Here is a 13,381-nt window from a genome sequence, read left to right as displayed (position 1 = left end):
TTCTTTCTAAACTTCGTTCAAAGTCATAATTACGTTTTACATATAACGCATGAAAAAAATACTCAATTATTCTCTTGGTCTGTTAATAATATTGGTAAGTGCCTGTTCAAAAAAAAGTGACCCTCTTCCCAAAGGCATTGATGCGGTTTTTGTGGGAAGTAGTGACAATAAACTCTATGCCGTCAATGCCAAAACAGGCACTAAAATGTGGGATTTTGAGGCAAAAGGTGCCGTACATTCGTCGCCTGCGCTGGGAGTAGGGCTGGTGATTGTGGGGAGTTCCGACGAAAAAGTATATGCCTTAGATATCAAAACAGGTGCCAAAGTATGGGAGTTTGACGCAGGAATGGGTATTTCGTCGGCTCCATTGGTACAAGATGCCACTGTATTTGTTGGCATGGGGAGTGCTTCCAATTTTAGGAGCAAGTTGTATGCTTTAGATATTGTATCAGGAACTAAAAAATGGGAATTTTCGGTCGATGGTATTAGTATTTCTTCCCCAACTCTTGCTAATGGAAAAATATATGTAGGAGGTTTTACGAATGTATATGCCCTAGATGCCAAAACTGGCACCCAAAAATGGGAATTCAAAACAGGCTCTGGGGTAGATTCGTCGCCGTCGGTGGCCGATGGCGTCGTATATGTAGGAAGCAACGATTATAATGTCTATGCTTTGGATGCCGAAACGGGCACCCAAAAATGGAAATTTGCGACAAGTGGAGAAGTAAGCTCTTCGCCTACGGTATCTGAGGGCGTAGTGTTTATTGGTAGTTTTGACCGCAAGCTGTATGCCCTCAACGCCCAAACTGGCGCCAAACAGTGGGAATATAGAGCCGATGGCCCTATTTTTTCATCGCCCGTAGTAGCCAATGGAGTCGTTTATACAGGAAGTATAGATTCAAGAACATACGCACTTGATGTCAAAACAGGTGCCAAAAAGTGGGAGTCAGTAAGCGCCAATCGTATTCAATCTTCACCCGCCGTGACAGACAGTACGGTGTATATCGGCGGTATCGACGACCGCCTGTATGCTTTAGATAGCCGTACAGGGGCGAAAAAATGGGAGTTTAGAACAGGAGGGAGTATTTATTCCTCTCCTGCGGTGCTCACAAGCGCTGCTAAGGTGTATTATTCGGGTGTGAGTGGAATACAGCAATAAGTCCTATTGTTTTTTCAAAACATGAAACGCAATGTTTCGTCCCAAGCCTTGAAAGGCGGCTAGGTTGATCCACACTTGGGCCAATTTTTCCAGAAGCTCGACCTTATCGCTTTTGCCAAAATCAATACAGGAGCCAAACCCACAATCAATCGCTAGTTGCCTAGTGATGTCTTTAGCGTTTTGATTTTCTCCTGCCATAAACATATCCGCTGCTATTCCGTTGTAAACGGGATTGAGGATATTTTCAAAGCCTGTACTGTTGAAGCATTTTATTACTTTGGCTTTGGTCTTTTCGATGAGGTAATGGTATACAGTAGGGTACACATCTTCTATCTTGCGCCCAATAGAATTGGTAGCATCGATGATTACTTTGTCGGATAGGTCTTCTTCGGTGGCTACAATGCTGGAGATGGCCGTGGGAGGAGTGGTAAGAATGACGACATCGCTTTGGTGTTGCCCTTTCAAAAGTCGTAAATCTATCTTCGCCAATTTGGGTGGCTAGCTTGATTGATTTTTCGCTCAAGGGAAACTTCGCCCCTACCAAAACACTGTGACCTGCCTTAATGAGCTTTTGAGCCAATGCCCCACCGACATTGCCTGAACCGATGATTGCTATTTTCATGAATGTATAATTGAAGTTAAAAGATAAAACCGCTTTGAGGGGTTATTTGTGAAGGTAAGTTACGTTCTTCCAGCATTTCTTTCAAGTCCCGCTCAATCGTATTGCAAATCGACGTCATCGGAACGTCCGTAATTCGATTTTCAAACGGGTCTTCGTTGACCTCACCCACTTTACCCATTACCCCAAATACAAACGAAACGAGTATACTCACTGGAATCATTAGCTCAGGAATACCCATTTTGTTGAAATCACCTATCAAAGAAAACGGAAGAATGGCCATAAATACCACCATGAATAATTTGGTAAAAAAGTGGTATTGGCGCAAAAGAGGCGTGTTTTTAATGCGTTCGCAAGCCCCTTGGAAATTGTTGAAGCCTGCCAGCGTAGGTTCGAGGCTAATGTTGTCAAAAGCCCCCAAAAGCTCCGAGCGCATTCCCTCTTTGATACGAATGCCCTGATTTTGAAGTAAATAATTGGGTTTATTTGACTTGTTTGCAAGGGCTTCTATTTCTTTTGGAGAAAGTAAGGATGAAAGCTCTTCCCAGCTAGTTTGCCGACGAAGATGTAAACGCAGCGCATGGGCAAAGGCTATCTGGCGGTAAATCAATTCTTTTTTGTAGTCATCAGCTAAGGTCTGAGATACCTTGCCAATGGCCACGGCGTTGTCGGCATTGGCGGTGATTTGGCGCGCAAAAATGCGACTATTGTTGATAATATTTCCCCAAATCGTACGGGCTTCCCACCAGCGGCTGTAGGAATTGTTGTTACGAAAAGCTAGAAAAATGGCCAAGGCACTTCCTAAAATAGCCGCGACGGAAAAGGGTAAAACTACTTTTTCGAGCTGTTGGTTGTGGTACAAAAAATAAACAGCGACAGAAAGACCTGCCGAAGCAAGTAATTCGGTACGCATGTAACGAGCAACGGCAATGGGGTTAAAAACTTTGCGAAGAATCATGGTGTTTAAACGGTTGGGGGTTCTTTAAAAATCGTATCTTATAAATGCTCCTACGTTTTGGGTGTGCGTAAGCGTACTTTTTCCTGATTGATTAAAATCAAGCATTGCTCCCCCTGCCCAAGCATGGTATTTGGCTCCCAAACGGAACCGCTGTGTGAGGCTCCAAAATTGATTTTTGGGATTATAAACGGGAAATACCTCGGCTTGAAAAAAGCCTTTCCATTGCGGATTGATGGCGGGTTGGTAGCGAAAAAGACCAAACAAATCGACGTTGTTTTCTTTTTTTACATCAGTCACAAGCCATCCAAAAAACATAAAATTTCCTTTTTGTTGGTAGTATTGAATCCCCACCTTGGGCGTAAAGCCTGCGTTGAGCAGCGAGGCTACGCCTACGATACCTAGTCCATTTTTGAAATTGTAAGAAACGGCGTTGGTTGAGCCAAAGGCAGTGGGCGAATTTTGGTAATCGGTATTTGCTCGGTTACGGCTAAAAAACAGGAACGGCGTGGTTTCATTTTTGGGGTTTTTGAAGTTTTTAAACCACATCAAATCAATTCCCACTCGCTTATGACCAGCATATATTTCTACTGATTGGGCATTTAAGACGGTATTGGCCATGAAACTTACCCACAGTGACAGACGCAAAAAACGGTAGTTAAGTTTAGTACGCTTCATGAATGACGATGCAGCTAAAATAGTGATAGAAAGAAAACGGGGGCGTTGTAAATACAGTGTGCTTCTTTAGAGGGTAAATCAGCGTTAATCTGCGGATAACACTTAGCCGTAGAGTAACGCTGACTATTTTTTAATTTTCGCGCGATTCCTTCCTTAGTTTGCTTTTACAATTCGTGTGACAAAAGCCCGATTTTATTTCCTTCGCTATCAATAATGATGGCAGCAAAGCCAAATTTGCCAAGGTTGATTTCGGGGACGATGACTTTTCCGCCAGCTTTTTCAACCCTGCCGACGGTTTCGGTGAGTTTACCAAAAGCATTGAGATAAAGTACAGCTCCATTGGTACTTGGTTGTAGGTCAGGACGAACGACGAGGGAGCCCCCAACTGCCTCACCGTTGTTGAAAGGTACATTGAACAGGATTAAATCGCCATTGCCGAATGTTCCTTTGCGGACATTGCCGTTGAGAACTATTGAATAAAATTGATAGGCTCTATCTAAGTCTATGGCAGGAATTTCGAACCAATTAACAGCGTGCATAGCGTTATTTGTTTAATGCCTTCACTACCAACTCAGCAGCGGCGGCTCCGCTGTTTTGTTGTTGACCCGTAATCAAATTTCCGTCTTGGATAGCGTACGAAGAGAAGGGAGCGGCGACTTTGAAGGTCGTTCCTGCTAATTTTTGAGCTTCGGTTTCGATACGGTAGGGCTGAATTTTCATGCCAACGGCTTGGTCCGCAAATTCTTCTTCAGCATCCGCAAAACCTGTCCACGTTTTTCCTGCTACAATCAGTTCTCCGTTCGATTTTTTAGCTTCGAGCAATAATGTCGTCGAGTGACAAACGGCGGCACTTGGTTTGTCAGCTTCGTAGAAATCAGCAAAAAGTTTCTCTAGCTCATGGTTGCCCCTGTAGGTGTACATCGGGCCTTGTCCGCCTACCAAAAAGATCGCATCATAGTCGTCTGCCTTTACTTCGGTTAGTTTTTTGGTGTTGGTGAGCATTTCATTGAACCACGACTGTTGCATGTAGCCGAGCGAAATCACGTCGTGAGCAGAATACCCACTGGCATCAGTTGGATTGGAATACGTATCCATCTCCAATTTGCCACCTTCGGTCGATACCAATTCTACTTCGTAGCCAGCTTCCTGAAATACACGAAGAGGGTGAGTGAGCTCGGCTGCCCAAAAGCCAATCGGCCAACCCGTTTGTTGTGAGACACTTGGTGAGCTTGCCACCATTAAAATTTTACCCTTAGTAGGTGCGCCGTGGAAATGTACGTAGCTGTTAATTTCTGTAATCATTGTGATGTGTTTTGGTTGTTTATGGAGGCAAAATTGTCTCGTCAAACACTCAAAACCATGTGTACCACTTTTTTGTACGATACGCACTAAAAAGTATGTATAGAATTACGAGGATGTATATTTATCTTTGAAGATAGGTTTACTAAATACTTGATATAATTTCCAATGGGAGATTTCAGATACAATGGCAAAATGTATTACAATCCTGTAGAGTTTGCGATGGACCGCATTGGTGGGACATGGAAAATGCCGATTTTGTGGCGCCTGAAAGACCGCGTGATGCGGTACAGTGAATTGCAGAAAGACATTCCTCACATTTCGCAGAAGATGCTCACTACCCAGCTTCGTGAGTTGGAAGACGATGGATTTGTTACTCGCAAAGTATATCCAGTAGTTCCACCAAAAACTGAATACACGATTTCGGAGAGAGGGTTACGAGCCATCGAGGTCGTTAATACGATTCGGAATTACGGCCTAGAATTGATGAAAGAAATGGGGATAGAAAATTAAAATAAACTTCAATAAGGTCTATAAATGTGATTAATGAGGAGAATCGTCGTCTAATAATCAAACATCTTTTTGTGTTGATTTCTTCAGAATCTTTTTGCCTTTATGAAAAGACGAAAGTTCCTCCAAAAAACCTTGAAAGGGGTAGCCTATCCATTGCTAGTGCCATCGTTGATAGGCTGTAATGAATCGGCTGAGCTATCCTCCAATAAAACGATAATTGTGATTGGTGCAGGAATAGCGGGCCTTGCAGCAGCTCAAAAGTTGACCGAAAATGGATATAAGGTCACAGTATTGGAAGCCCAAGAAAAAGTAGGAGGACGCTTGAGAACCAATCGTCGTTTAGGGTTTGGATTTGACGAAGGAGCAAGCTGGATTCATGGTATTGACAAAAACCCCATCACTGCTTTGGCTCAACAAGCTGGAATGAAGACTTTTTTTACCGACGATGAAAGCATCAAGTCATATGACCTTGGCGGAAGGCCGAGAGCGCAAGAAATCTACACGTCGGCAGAAGAAGAATTGTATCAAATCCTAGATTCTCTAATGGAAAAAGGTGCTGCTAATCAAAGTTTTGAAACGGTTTTTAAGCGTTTCTATCCTGCCAAATTCAGTGATCGTCTTTGGCGATTTCTGCTTTCTACTTATGTTACTTTCGACACAGGTGATTTAGACAAGCTGTCGTCGCTTTTGTACAACGAAGGGGAAGAATTTGGAGGCGTCGAAAAAATCGTCACCAACGGCTACGATACCCTTGCCACTTATATAGCTCAGGGACTTAGTGTGAGACTTCAAGAGCGAGTTACGAAAATCGATTATAGCGGGCTGCGGGTTCGGGTCACGCACAATTCCTCCATAAGTGAGGCCGATTATGTATTAATTACGGTTCCCTTAGGAGTGCTCAAGAAAAATGTGATTGAATTTGTGCCTGCTTTGCCGAGCCAAAAACAAGAGGCTATTCAGAAAATAGGAATGAACTGCGTCAATAAGTTTTTGTTGGTCTGGGATAAAGCTTTTTGGGATGATGTACAATACATTTCTTATACTCCTCAAGAGGCTGATAAATTCAATTATTTTGTGAATATCAAAAAATATGATTCAAGCCTAAATGCTCTCATGACATTCGCCTATGCCGAATATGGCCAAAAAACGGAGAATATGAGCGATGCACAAATTACAGATGCCATAATGACTCATTTAAAAGACATGTATGGAAATAATATTCCCATTCCACTCTATATGCTTAGGACCCAATGGAATAGCAATCCCAATACATACGGGTCATACTCTTATACGAGTACAGAAACAGAATTGCGGCATTTTGCTGAGTTGGGCGAAAGTATTGATAATAAACTCTTTTTCGCGGGCGAGCATACCGAAATAGATTATTTTTCTACGGTACATGGCGCTTATCTCAGCGGTATCAGAGAAGCCGATAAGATACTTGACTTATCATAAATGCCAAGCCTCTCCTTGTCAATCCAGAAGGTATTTTAGAAATTATTTTTCAGTGTCAGTGAACTTTTAGCGAATAAAATCTTGTTCCCCAAAAGCCTAATTGGCAAAAACGTAATGCCCTGGGGTCGCCATGGTTTTGACAGCGAGTTGAGGCAATACGTATAAGCACGTCGGGACGTGTGCGCGAGTCCTGTTAAAAACACGCTCAAACAATAGCTGGCGAATATAGCTACGCTATGGCTGCTTAATCCGGAGTGATTAATCATTAGCCATCGTCTCTCCAACCTCCGTCTTGCTGGTTGGGTCAAGGGGCGTCGAAACGCAAGACTGGCCGCGCTAACGTTGCTAACACGCGGTGAGACACTAGCAAATAAGGCGATTGCTTAGGTCTGTTTTGAACCTTACTTTTGCTCGAAAACCTAATCAAAACTAAGCGTGTAGAAGGCGTACGGTTTCCTTGTTCTGGACGCGGGTTCGACTCCCGCCGACTCCACAAAAGCCCGCTATCGGTGACGATAGTGGGCTTTTCGGCTTTAAAGTCACATCAACAGTCACAAAATACAAAGAAACATAAGAAGTTTAGAGATTAATTGAGGGAAGACAGTTCTCCTTTGAACGCTAACAGTCTTAAATTGAGAATATGAAATGTACTTTGGGTGAGGCTTAATTTGAAAATAAAAAGCGACACAAGCATTAAAAAGATAAAGCCCCGCTATCGTGAGCGGGGCTTTATACTGACTATTCCTAAACCCTTAACCTTTTCTACATGAAAAAACTAATTCTATCTTTTTCTCAAATTCGTTTCCTCTATCTCAAAAACCTTTCAGCTGACTGATTGGTTCCACTTTGAGAGGCTCGGTAGCGTGTATTTTTTAATCTAAATGACACTGATACGGAGCTTTGAAATTTACTAGTTTAGACGAGCTTTGATTCTAAAAAGTCACTATTTCTAAAAAAAACATCTTTCCTTTTTTATTTAGCGTAGCTTTAAAGAATCCAAAACCTAGTCTTTATGTAACTATATTAATCTTAACTAGCGTTTTCATCTTAAAGTTCAATTTGCTTGCGCTGATTGAACGATACAAAGGTCGGAATAAATTTTATAAATCCAAATTTTGATTTTTGATAAATCGAAACATTGTTCTAAATAAACTTCTTAAAGTCAGTAGTTTATAGAACTTATTTGGAAGTTGTTTTTATATTGAAAGAATTTTATTCTGCTTAGAATAATACAACTTATATAAAATTTTTATTTTCAAAAAAATAAAATTCTTTAAAAAGTACAATCATTGATTGAAATTATTCATAGCATTCTGTAATCCTAAAGTACAAAAACTGAGTATTGCATCTCCAGCGCGGTCTAAATCGATGAGTAATTCTTCAAAAGAATCTTCTGGAAAATTACTTAAAACAAATTTTACCTGCTGTCCTTTGGGAAAATCATTGCCGACTCCGAATCTCAAACGGGCGTATTCTTGCGTGCCCAACAATTCTTCAATATTGCGAAGACCATTGTGACCGCCGTTGGAGCCTTTGGGTTTAATTCTGATTTTTCCTTGTGGCAATTGGATTTCGTCCGTAATCACCAAAATATTTTCAAGGGGGATTTTCCACGCTTCCATATAGTACCTAATGGCCTTACCGCTGAGGTTCATGTAGGTAGTAGGTTTGATAAGGTATATCTGCCGACCTTTATGTTTAAATTCGGCCGTGTAGGCTAGTTTTTGCATCGAAAACTTGACGTCGTGCTGGGCGGCAAGTCTGTCCAAAACCATAAAGCCAACGTTATGACGAGTAAAGGCATATTCTGGGCCAATATTGCCTAAGCCCACGATAAGATACTTCATATTGTTAATTGAATGAATGACGGAAAAGTCGTTTTGAGGATGCAAAACAACAATTCTTTTCCTAAAAATGGAAGATGAATTATTTCTTAGAAGAAACGATTTTTTCTTGTAAGGTAGCAAAAAACAACTCTCGGTATGTGTCTCCCAAAGGAATGTGACCTTCCGAAACTAGGATTTGGTTGCCGTCTATACCTTGAATTTTGGCAGTAGCCACAATATAAGATTTGTGAACTCGCAGAAAGTAAGGTTTGGGTAACCTTTCCTCCAACTCCTTGATAGTAAGTAGCGTAACGATACGCTTGTCGTCGGTGAATATGGAAACATAGTTGCCCAAACCCTCGATATAACGAATCGCTCCTAGATTGACTTTTAAGAGTTTGCCTTTGGTTTCGGTTTTGACAAATATATAATCATCCAACAACGCCGTCGTATCAGGAGTAGTGTCGGGTTTTGGGTCGTTGTGTTCTGCTTCAATGAGGGTTTGCGCTTTTTGGACGGCTTTCAGAAAACGGTCAAAACGAAAAGGTTTAAGCAAATAATCGACAATATCAAGCTCATATCCTTCCAAGGCATATTGGGGGTATGCCGTACACAAAATGACCTTGGTTTGGCTTCCCAATAGTTTTAAGAACTGAATCCCCGTAAGTTCGGGCATGTGAATATCCAAAAAAATGAGGTCGATTTTACTCTTTTGAATCAGTTGAAATGCTTCAATGGCGTTGGTAGTGGCAGCAATAAGCTCTAATGAAGGGATTTTGGCAGTATAATCAATCAAAATATCGAGGGCGTGTTGTTCGTCATCGATAGCAAGGCAGCGGAGATTTGGCATACTTTCTAGGTTTTCTGAACCGTAAAGGTAGGGATTGTTGGCCATAATCAGACTTTTTTGATAGAGAGGCTTACTTCAAAAAGTGCATTTGTATTGGAGATATGAAGTTGATGTTGATTGGGATAAACCAGTTCTAGGCGGCGGCGAACATTTTGTAAGCCTATACCACTCGAATGTTCTTTTGGGCCTTCAGATTTGCGATTTTTAATGTTAAACCATAGCGAAGAATCATTGCCCACACGTAGCTCAATAGTGATAGGATGATTGGGGTCGCCTGTTTTTCCATGTTTAAAAGCATTTTCAACAAACGAAATCAATACCAAGGGCAAGATGCGTTTATGGGCCAAATTGCCTTCGCTAGAAAAATTGACGGCTAGTTTGTTGTCAAAACGAAGTTGGTGAATTTGGATATAATTGTTGATGTGTTCTATTTCTTTTTCAAGCGATACAAGGCCCTGTTCGTCGGTTTGGTGAAGGCTATATCGCATCATGTCTGACAGAATCAGAATAGATTCGCTGAGCTGAGGCGACAAGGGGCGTGCTTGTGCGTATAAATAACTGAGCGTATTGTACAAAAAGTGAGGATTAATCTGGTTTTTAAGAGAATCTAATTCTGCGGAAAGAGCCGTTTTTTCAAGAAGCTGTTTTTGTCGTTGAGAATTCAGATAATCGTTGTAAAATGCTATGACAAAACCTAGCCCCACAAACGCCCAACCTCGGGTGATTGAAGTAAAAAAAATAAAAGAAAAATGAGTTAGTTGGCTAATCGAAGGAGTAGAATTATCGAAAAATAAGTTGGCAAGGTAAGAACGCCAAATGCCTTGCCACAATGGAAATACAAATATGAATGCCAACGTAACCGCTATGAAAGGAAAGACATGTTTGCGCCAATTGAATAAAGACAAGATGTAGCCATAGCCATAAACCGAAACGATTCCGCCACTTACCACAATTCCAATCCAGAAAAACTCCTGACCCCATCCAATATCGTTGATGAGACTGCTGTAGGCAACATAATCCTGAACCAGTTGGGCTACGACCAAGCTTGTCCATAGAGCACAATGCCACCAGTATTTTTTCCACCATCGATTCATGTCATCGGGAATTTTCCATTATTTATTGGTAAAGTTTGACAAATATCTTGGCTTTTGAAGGGATTTACCAATTCAGAAAAAGGTTTTTGTATGACTTGGTTTTTTAGGAATGCCAACCCCTTTTTTGTAAGTACCAACTCTTTTGAGGAGTTTAGATAAATTGACCCCTAGAATAAGGTAGTTTATCACTTTTTTTACCAACCCACTTATCATTTCACCATTTTTGAGAATGCATTAGCAGCCATGAAATATTTGACCCTTACAGCTATTTTAAACAAAAAGGGAAGACGCCTCAGTGTCTTCCCTTTTTGTTTGAAGTCTCGTGGTATTATTCTTTGACTTTTTCTACTACCAAGTTGTGGTTGGTATAAATACAAATATCGGCCGCAATGTGAAGACTTTCCCTTACCATTTCTTCGGCTGAAAGGTGAGTGGCGTGTTTTTTGAGTGCCAAGGCCGCTGATTGTGCATACATAGCTCCCGAGCCGATAGCAGCTACTTGATTGTCAGGTTCTAAAACATCGCCCGTACCCGAAATGACGAGCATTTCACCTTTGGCAGCTACAATCATCATGGCTTCGAGTTTGCGCAAAAAGCGGTCGGTGCGCCAATCTTTGGCAAGCTCGATGGCGGCGCGTTTGAGATTGCCACCATAGGCGTTGAGCTTTTCTTCGAAACGCTCCATAAGGGTAAAAGCATCGGCAGTAGAGCCTGCAAAGCCCGCTACTACTTTCCCACCGGCCAAGCTTCTGACTTTGCGAACATTACTTTTGGCGACGGTATTGCCCATAGTGGCTTGCCCGTCGGCACCGAGTACTACTTCTCCATTATGAAGGATTCCTACGACGGTGGTAGCATGAATTTTTTGCATATTTTTTATCGTAACTGTTCAATGTACTACTAAATGTAATCGAGTTTGTTAGGAGTGCAACAATCTGATAGTCATAAAAAATGAGGCTGTCCAAAAAGTCTGGTATCACCAAATTATCTTCGGTGTCTGTTCAACCTCACCCCCTAAATCCCCCTCTCCTTTCAGGAGAGAGGGACTTTTGAGCCCTTCTCCTGGCAGGAGAAGGGTTGGGATGAGGTTGAAACCAAAGAATATTTTGTGACCTGTTACTTTTTGGACAGCCTCATAGTATAACAAACAAGATTATACCAACATGCCGAGGGGATTCTCTAACAATTTCTTGAAAGTTTGTAAGAACGCCGATCCCGTAGCGCCATCCACTACGCGGTGGTCGCATGAGAGGGTTACTTTCATGATATTGGTAGGATAAATCGTGCCGTCTTCTTTGAAAGCAGCCACCTTCTTAATTCCTCCTACTGCCATGATACAAGAATCTGGGGGATTGATGATAGCCGTAAATTCGTCGATTCCAAACATCCCTAAGTTGGAGATAGAGAATGTATTGCCTTCCCAATCTTTCGGTTGAAGTTTTTTGTCTTTGGCTTTGGCGGCCATATCTTTTACTTCGCCTGCAATAAGCGAAAGTACTTTTTTGTCAGCATCACGTACGACAGGTACTAGCAGACCTTCATCCACGGCTACTGCTACACCGATGTTGACGTAATGATAGCGGCGGATTTTGTCGCCCAACCATGCTGAGTTGACGGCGGGGTGTTGTTTGAGGGCTAAAGCCGCTGCTTTGATTACCATGTCGTTAAATGAAATTTTGACAGGGCTTACCTCATTGATTTTACCGCGCAATTCCATCGCCTTGTCCATGGTAATTTCCATAGTAAGGTAGAAATGCGGTGCGGTGAAGAGACTTTCGCTGAGACGACGGGCGATAGTCTTGCGCATTTGAGATACAGGAATATCTTCGTAGTCGCCGGCAGGGGCAGGTGCTGGAGCTGCTTTTTCGGGAGCAGGTGCTGCAGGTGCTGCTGCCGCTGGTGCAGGAGCTGCTTGAGCAGCATCAATGTCTTTTTTGACAATCCGACCACCTTCTCCGCTACCCGTGATTTTTGTCAAATCTACGCCCTTGTCTTTGGCTAGGGCTTTGGCCAAGGGTGAGGCTTTGACGCGAGCATCAGAGCCATTGTCAGAGGTTTGTGGGGCCGCCGCAGGAGCTGAGGGAGCCGCAGGTGCTGGTGCTGCTTCGGGAGCCGCGGCAGGTGCACTACCTCCATTAAGTAATGCTTGATAATCAGCGCCTTCTTCTCCAATGATAGCAATGACACCATCTACCGGAACTGCTTCGCCTTCTTTGGCTCCTATGTAGAGGAGGGTACCGTCTTCGTAGTTTTCGAGTTCCATGGTGGCTTTGTCGGTTTCGACTTCGGCCAGTATGTCGCCAGATTTTACTTTATCTCCTACCTTTTTGAGCCATGCTACCAATACCCCTTCGGTCATCGTGTCCGACATTTTGGGCATTTGTACCACCGTGGCATTTACATTGGCGGCAGGTGCTGGAGCAGCAGCAGTAGGTGCTGGCGTAGCTTCGGCCGCTGGAGCGGGTTGTTCGGCGGGGGCCGCCGCAGGTGTGGATTGGGCTTCGGAAGCTCCTCCGTCGAGAAGGGCTTTATAATCTTCGCCGGGTGCTCCTACAATCGCCATGATACCATCTACGGGTACAGCGGCGCCTTTTTCGACACCAATATACAGAAGAGTACCTTCCTGATAGGACTCTAAGTCCATGGTGGCTTTGTCGGTTTCGACTTCGGCGATAATATCACCTGATTTGATTACATCTCCTACTTTTTTGTGCCAAGCTGCAATGACCCCTTCGGTCATGGTATCAGACATCTTGGGCATTCGGATTACTTCTGCCATATGAGTGAGATATGAATATGGATGGGTTCCTTTATGTTTTGAGTTTCAAAATTAGCAGAATTCTCCATACTCTCTGCCTAAATTGTTTCACAAAAAAATTTGACTTATATAAAGTTTAATTATATATTTACTTAACCTTTATAAATGCTCACTC

General features: G+C 42.6%; 13 protein-coding genes, 1 other RNA gene and 1 pseudogene. 4 read left to right on the top strand and 11 right to left on the bottom strand.

What is annotated here, in order from left to right; translation table 11 throughout:
- The first annotated feature begins 49 nt into the window (after positions 1–49).
- Positions 50–1,159, top strand: a complete 1,110-nt coding sequence (locus G563_RS36315; protein WP_051211308.1) for a PQQ-binding-like beta-propeller repeat protein — start codon at positions 50–52, stop codon at positions 1,157–1,159.
- 3 nt (positions 1,160–1,162) lie between these two features.
- Here the strand turns inward: G563_RS36315 and G563_RS36310 are convergent, their stop codons facing one another.
- The 6 genes and pseudogenes from G563_RS36310 to G563_RS0130515 form a co-directional block, all read right to left on the bottom strand.
- Positions 1,163–1,648 carry an NAD(P)-binding domain-containing protein gene (locus G563_RS36310; RefSeq protein ID WP_229598591.1) on the bottom strand — a complete coding sequence of 162 codons (486 nt, stop codon included), beginning with the start codon at positions 1,646–1,648 and terminating at the stop codon, positions 1,163–1,165.
- A 55-nt stretch (positions 1,649–1,703) separates the two neighbouring features.
- Positions 1,704–1,781, bottom strand: a pseudogene (locus tag G563_RS39005) (NAD(P)-binding domain-containing protein); the annotation flags it as partial.
- 16 nt (positions 1,782–1,797) lie between these two features.
- Positions 1,798–2,736 (bottom strand): bestrophin family protein, encoded by a 939-nt coding sequence (locus tag G563_RS0130530; RefSeq protein WP_028668679.1) that lies wholly within the window; start codon positions 2,734–2,736, stop codon positions 1,798–1,800.
- Positions 2,737–2,760: 24 nt separating this feature from the next.
- Entirely contained in the window at positions 2,761–3,411 is a 651-nt protein-coding gene (locus tag G563_RS0130525; protein ID WP_028668678.1) for a hypothetical protein, read from the bottom strand.
- A gap of 164 nt (positions 3,412–3,575) precedes the next feature.
- On the bottom strand, positions 3,576–3,950 hold the full coding sequence (locus tag G563_RS0130520; RefSeq protein WP_028668677.1) for a VOC family protein: 375 nt from the start codon (positions 3,948–3,950) through the stop codon (positions 3,576–3,578).
- A 4-nt stretch (positions 3,951–3,954) separates the two neighbouring features.
- Complete coding sequence (locus G563_RS0130515; protein WP_028668676.1) at positions 3,955–4,713, bottom strand: type 1 glutamine amidotransferase domain-containing protein; 759 nt, start codon at positions 4,711–4,713, stop codon at positions 3,955–3,957.
- Between the two features lie 165 nt (positions 4,714–4,878).
- On the opposite strand from G563_RS0130515, the gene G563_RS0130510 reads away from it, so the two are divergent.
- The 3 genes from G563_RS0130510 (at position 4,879) to ssrA (ending at position 7,174) form a co-directional block, all read left to right on the top strand.
- Positions 4,879–5,223 carry a winged helix-turn-helix transcriptional regulator gene (locus tag G563_RS0130510; protein WP_028668675.1) on the top strand — a complete coding sequence of 115 codons (345 nt, stop codon included), beginning with the start codon at positions 4,879–4,881 and terminating at the stop codon, positions 5,221–5,223.
- Positions 5,224–5,325: 102 nt separating this feature from the next.
- The gene (locus G563_RS0130505; protein WP_028668674.1) at positions 5,326–6,678 is read left to right on the top strand and encodes a flavin monoamine oxidase family protein; all 1,353 of its coding nucleotides are present in this window, start codon (positions 5,326–5,328) and stop codon (positions 6,676–6,678) included.
- Between the two features lie 121 nt (positions 6,679–6,799).
- Positions 6,800–7,174, top strand: a transfer-messenger RNA (tmRNA) gene (ssrA, locus tag G563_RS37510).
- A 790-nt stretch (positions 7,175–7,964) separates the two neighbouring features.
- On the opposite strand, the gene pth is transcribed toward ssrA, so the two are convergent.
- The 5 genes from pth to G563_RS0130470 all read right to left on the bottom strand — a co-directional run bounded on the left by pth (position 7,965) and on the right by G563_RS0130470 (position 13,227).
- On the bottom strand, positions 7,965–8,525 hold the full coding sequence (gene pth, locus G563_RS0130500) for an aminoacyl-tRNA hydrolase (protein WP_028668673.1): 561 nt from the start codon (positions 8,523–8,525) through the stop codon (positions 7,965–7,967).
- A 79-nt stretch (positions 8,526–8,604) separates the two neighbouring features.
- Entirely contained in the window at positions 8,605–9,354 is a 750-nt protein-coding gene (locus tag G563_RS0130495) for a LytR/AlgR family response regulator transcription factor (RefSeq protein WP_028668672.1), read from the bottom strand.
- Between the two features lie 47 nt (positions 9,355–9,401).
- Positions 9,402–10,448 (bottom strand): sensor histidine kinase, encoded by a 1,047-nt coding sequence (locus G563_RS36305; protein WP_051211307.1) that lies wholly within the window; start codon positions 10,446–10,448, stop codon positions 9,402–9,404.
- A gap of 328 nt (positions 10,449–10,776) precedes the next feature.
- A complete protein-coding gene (gene hslV / locus G563_RS0130480) occupies positions 10,777–11,319 on the bottom strand; it encodes an ATP-dependent protease subunit HslV (RefSeq protein WP_028668671.1) in 543 nt (180 codons plus the stop codon).
- A 282-nt stretch (positions 11,320–11,601) separates the two neighbouring features.
- Positions 11,602–13,227 carry a pyruvate dehydrogenase complex dihydrolipoamide acetyltransferase gene (locus G563_RS0130470; RefSeq protein WP_028668670.1) on the bottom strand — a complete coding sequence of 542 codons (1,626 nt, stop codon included), beginning with the start codon at positions 13,225–13,227 and terminating at the stop codon, positions 11,602–11,604.
- Positions 13,228–13,381: the final 154 nt, after the last annotated feature.

Source organism: Runella zeae DSM 19591, from assembly GCF_000423565.1.
Lineage (GTDB): Bacteria > Bacteroidota > Bacteroidia > Cytophagales > Spirosomataceae > Runella > Runella zeae.
This window is presented reverse-complemented; position numbering and strand designations above follow the sequence as displayed.

Bases quoted from the DNA above. Each gene is read 5' to 3' on its own strand.
- G563_RS0130520 (WP_028668677.1), bottom strand. From the start codon at position 3,950: ATGCACGCTGTTAATTGGTTCGAAATTCCTGCCATAGACTTAGATAGA.
- G563_RS0130510 (WP_028668675.1), top strand. From the start codon at position 4,879: ATGGGAGATTTCAGATACAATGGCAAAATGTATTACAATCCTGTAGAG.
- G563_RS36315 (WP_051211308.1), top strand. From the start codon at position 50: ATGAAAAAAATACTCAATTATTCTCTTGGTCTGTTAATAATATTGGTA.
- G563_RS0130525 (WP_028668678.1), bottom strand. From the start codon at position 3,411: ATGAAGCGTACTAAACTTAACTACCGTTTTTTGCGTCTGTCACTGTGG.
- G563_RS0130515 (WP_028668676.1), bottom strand. From the start codon at position 4,713: ATGATTACAGAAATTAACAGCTACGTACATTTCCACGGCGCACCTACT.
- G563_RS36305 (WP_051211307.1), bottom strand. From the start codon at position 10,448: ATGAATCGATGGTGGAAAAAATACTGGTGGCATTGTGCTCTATGGACA.
- pth (WP_028668673.1), bottom strand. From the start codon at position 8,525: ATGAAGTATCTTATCGTGGGCTTAGGCAATATTGGCCCAGAATATGCC.
- G563_RS0130495 (WP_028668672.1), bottom strand. From the start codon at position 9,354: ATGCCAAATCTCCGCTGCCTTGCTATCGATGACGAACAACACGCCCTC.
- G563_RS0130505 (WP_028668674.1), top strand. From the start codon at position 5,326: ATGAAAAGACGAAAGTTCCTCCAAAAAACCTTGAAAGGGGTAGCCTAT.
- hslV (WP_028668671.1), bottom strand. From the start codon at position 11,319: ATGCAAAAAATTCATGCTACCACCGTCGTAGGAATCCTTCATAATGGA.
- G563_RS0130470 (WP_028668670.1), bottom strand. From the start codon at position 13,227: ATGGCAGAAGTAATCCGAATGCCCAAGATGTCTGATACCATGACCGAA.
- G563_RS0130530 (WP_028668679.1), bottom strand. From the start codon at position 2,736: ATGATTCTTCGCAAAGTTTTTAACCCCATTGCCGTTGCTCGTTACATG.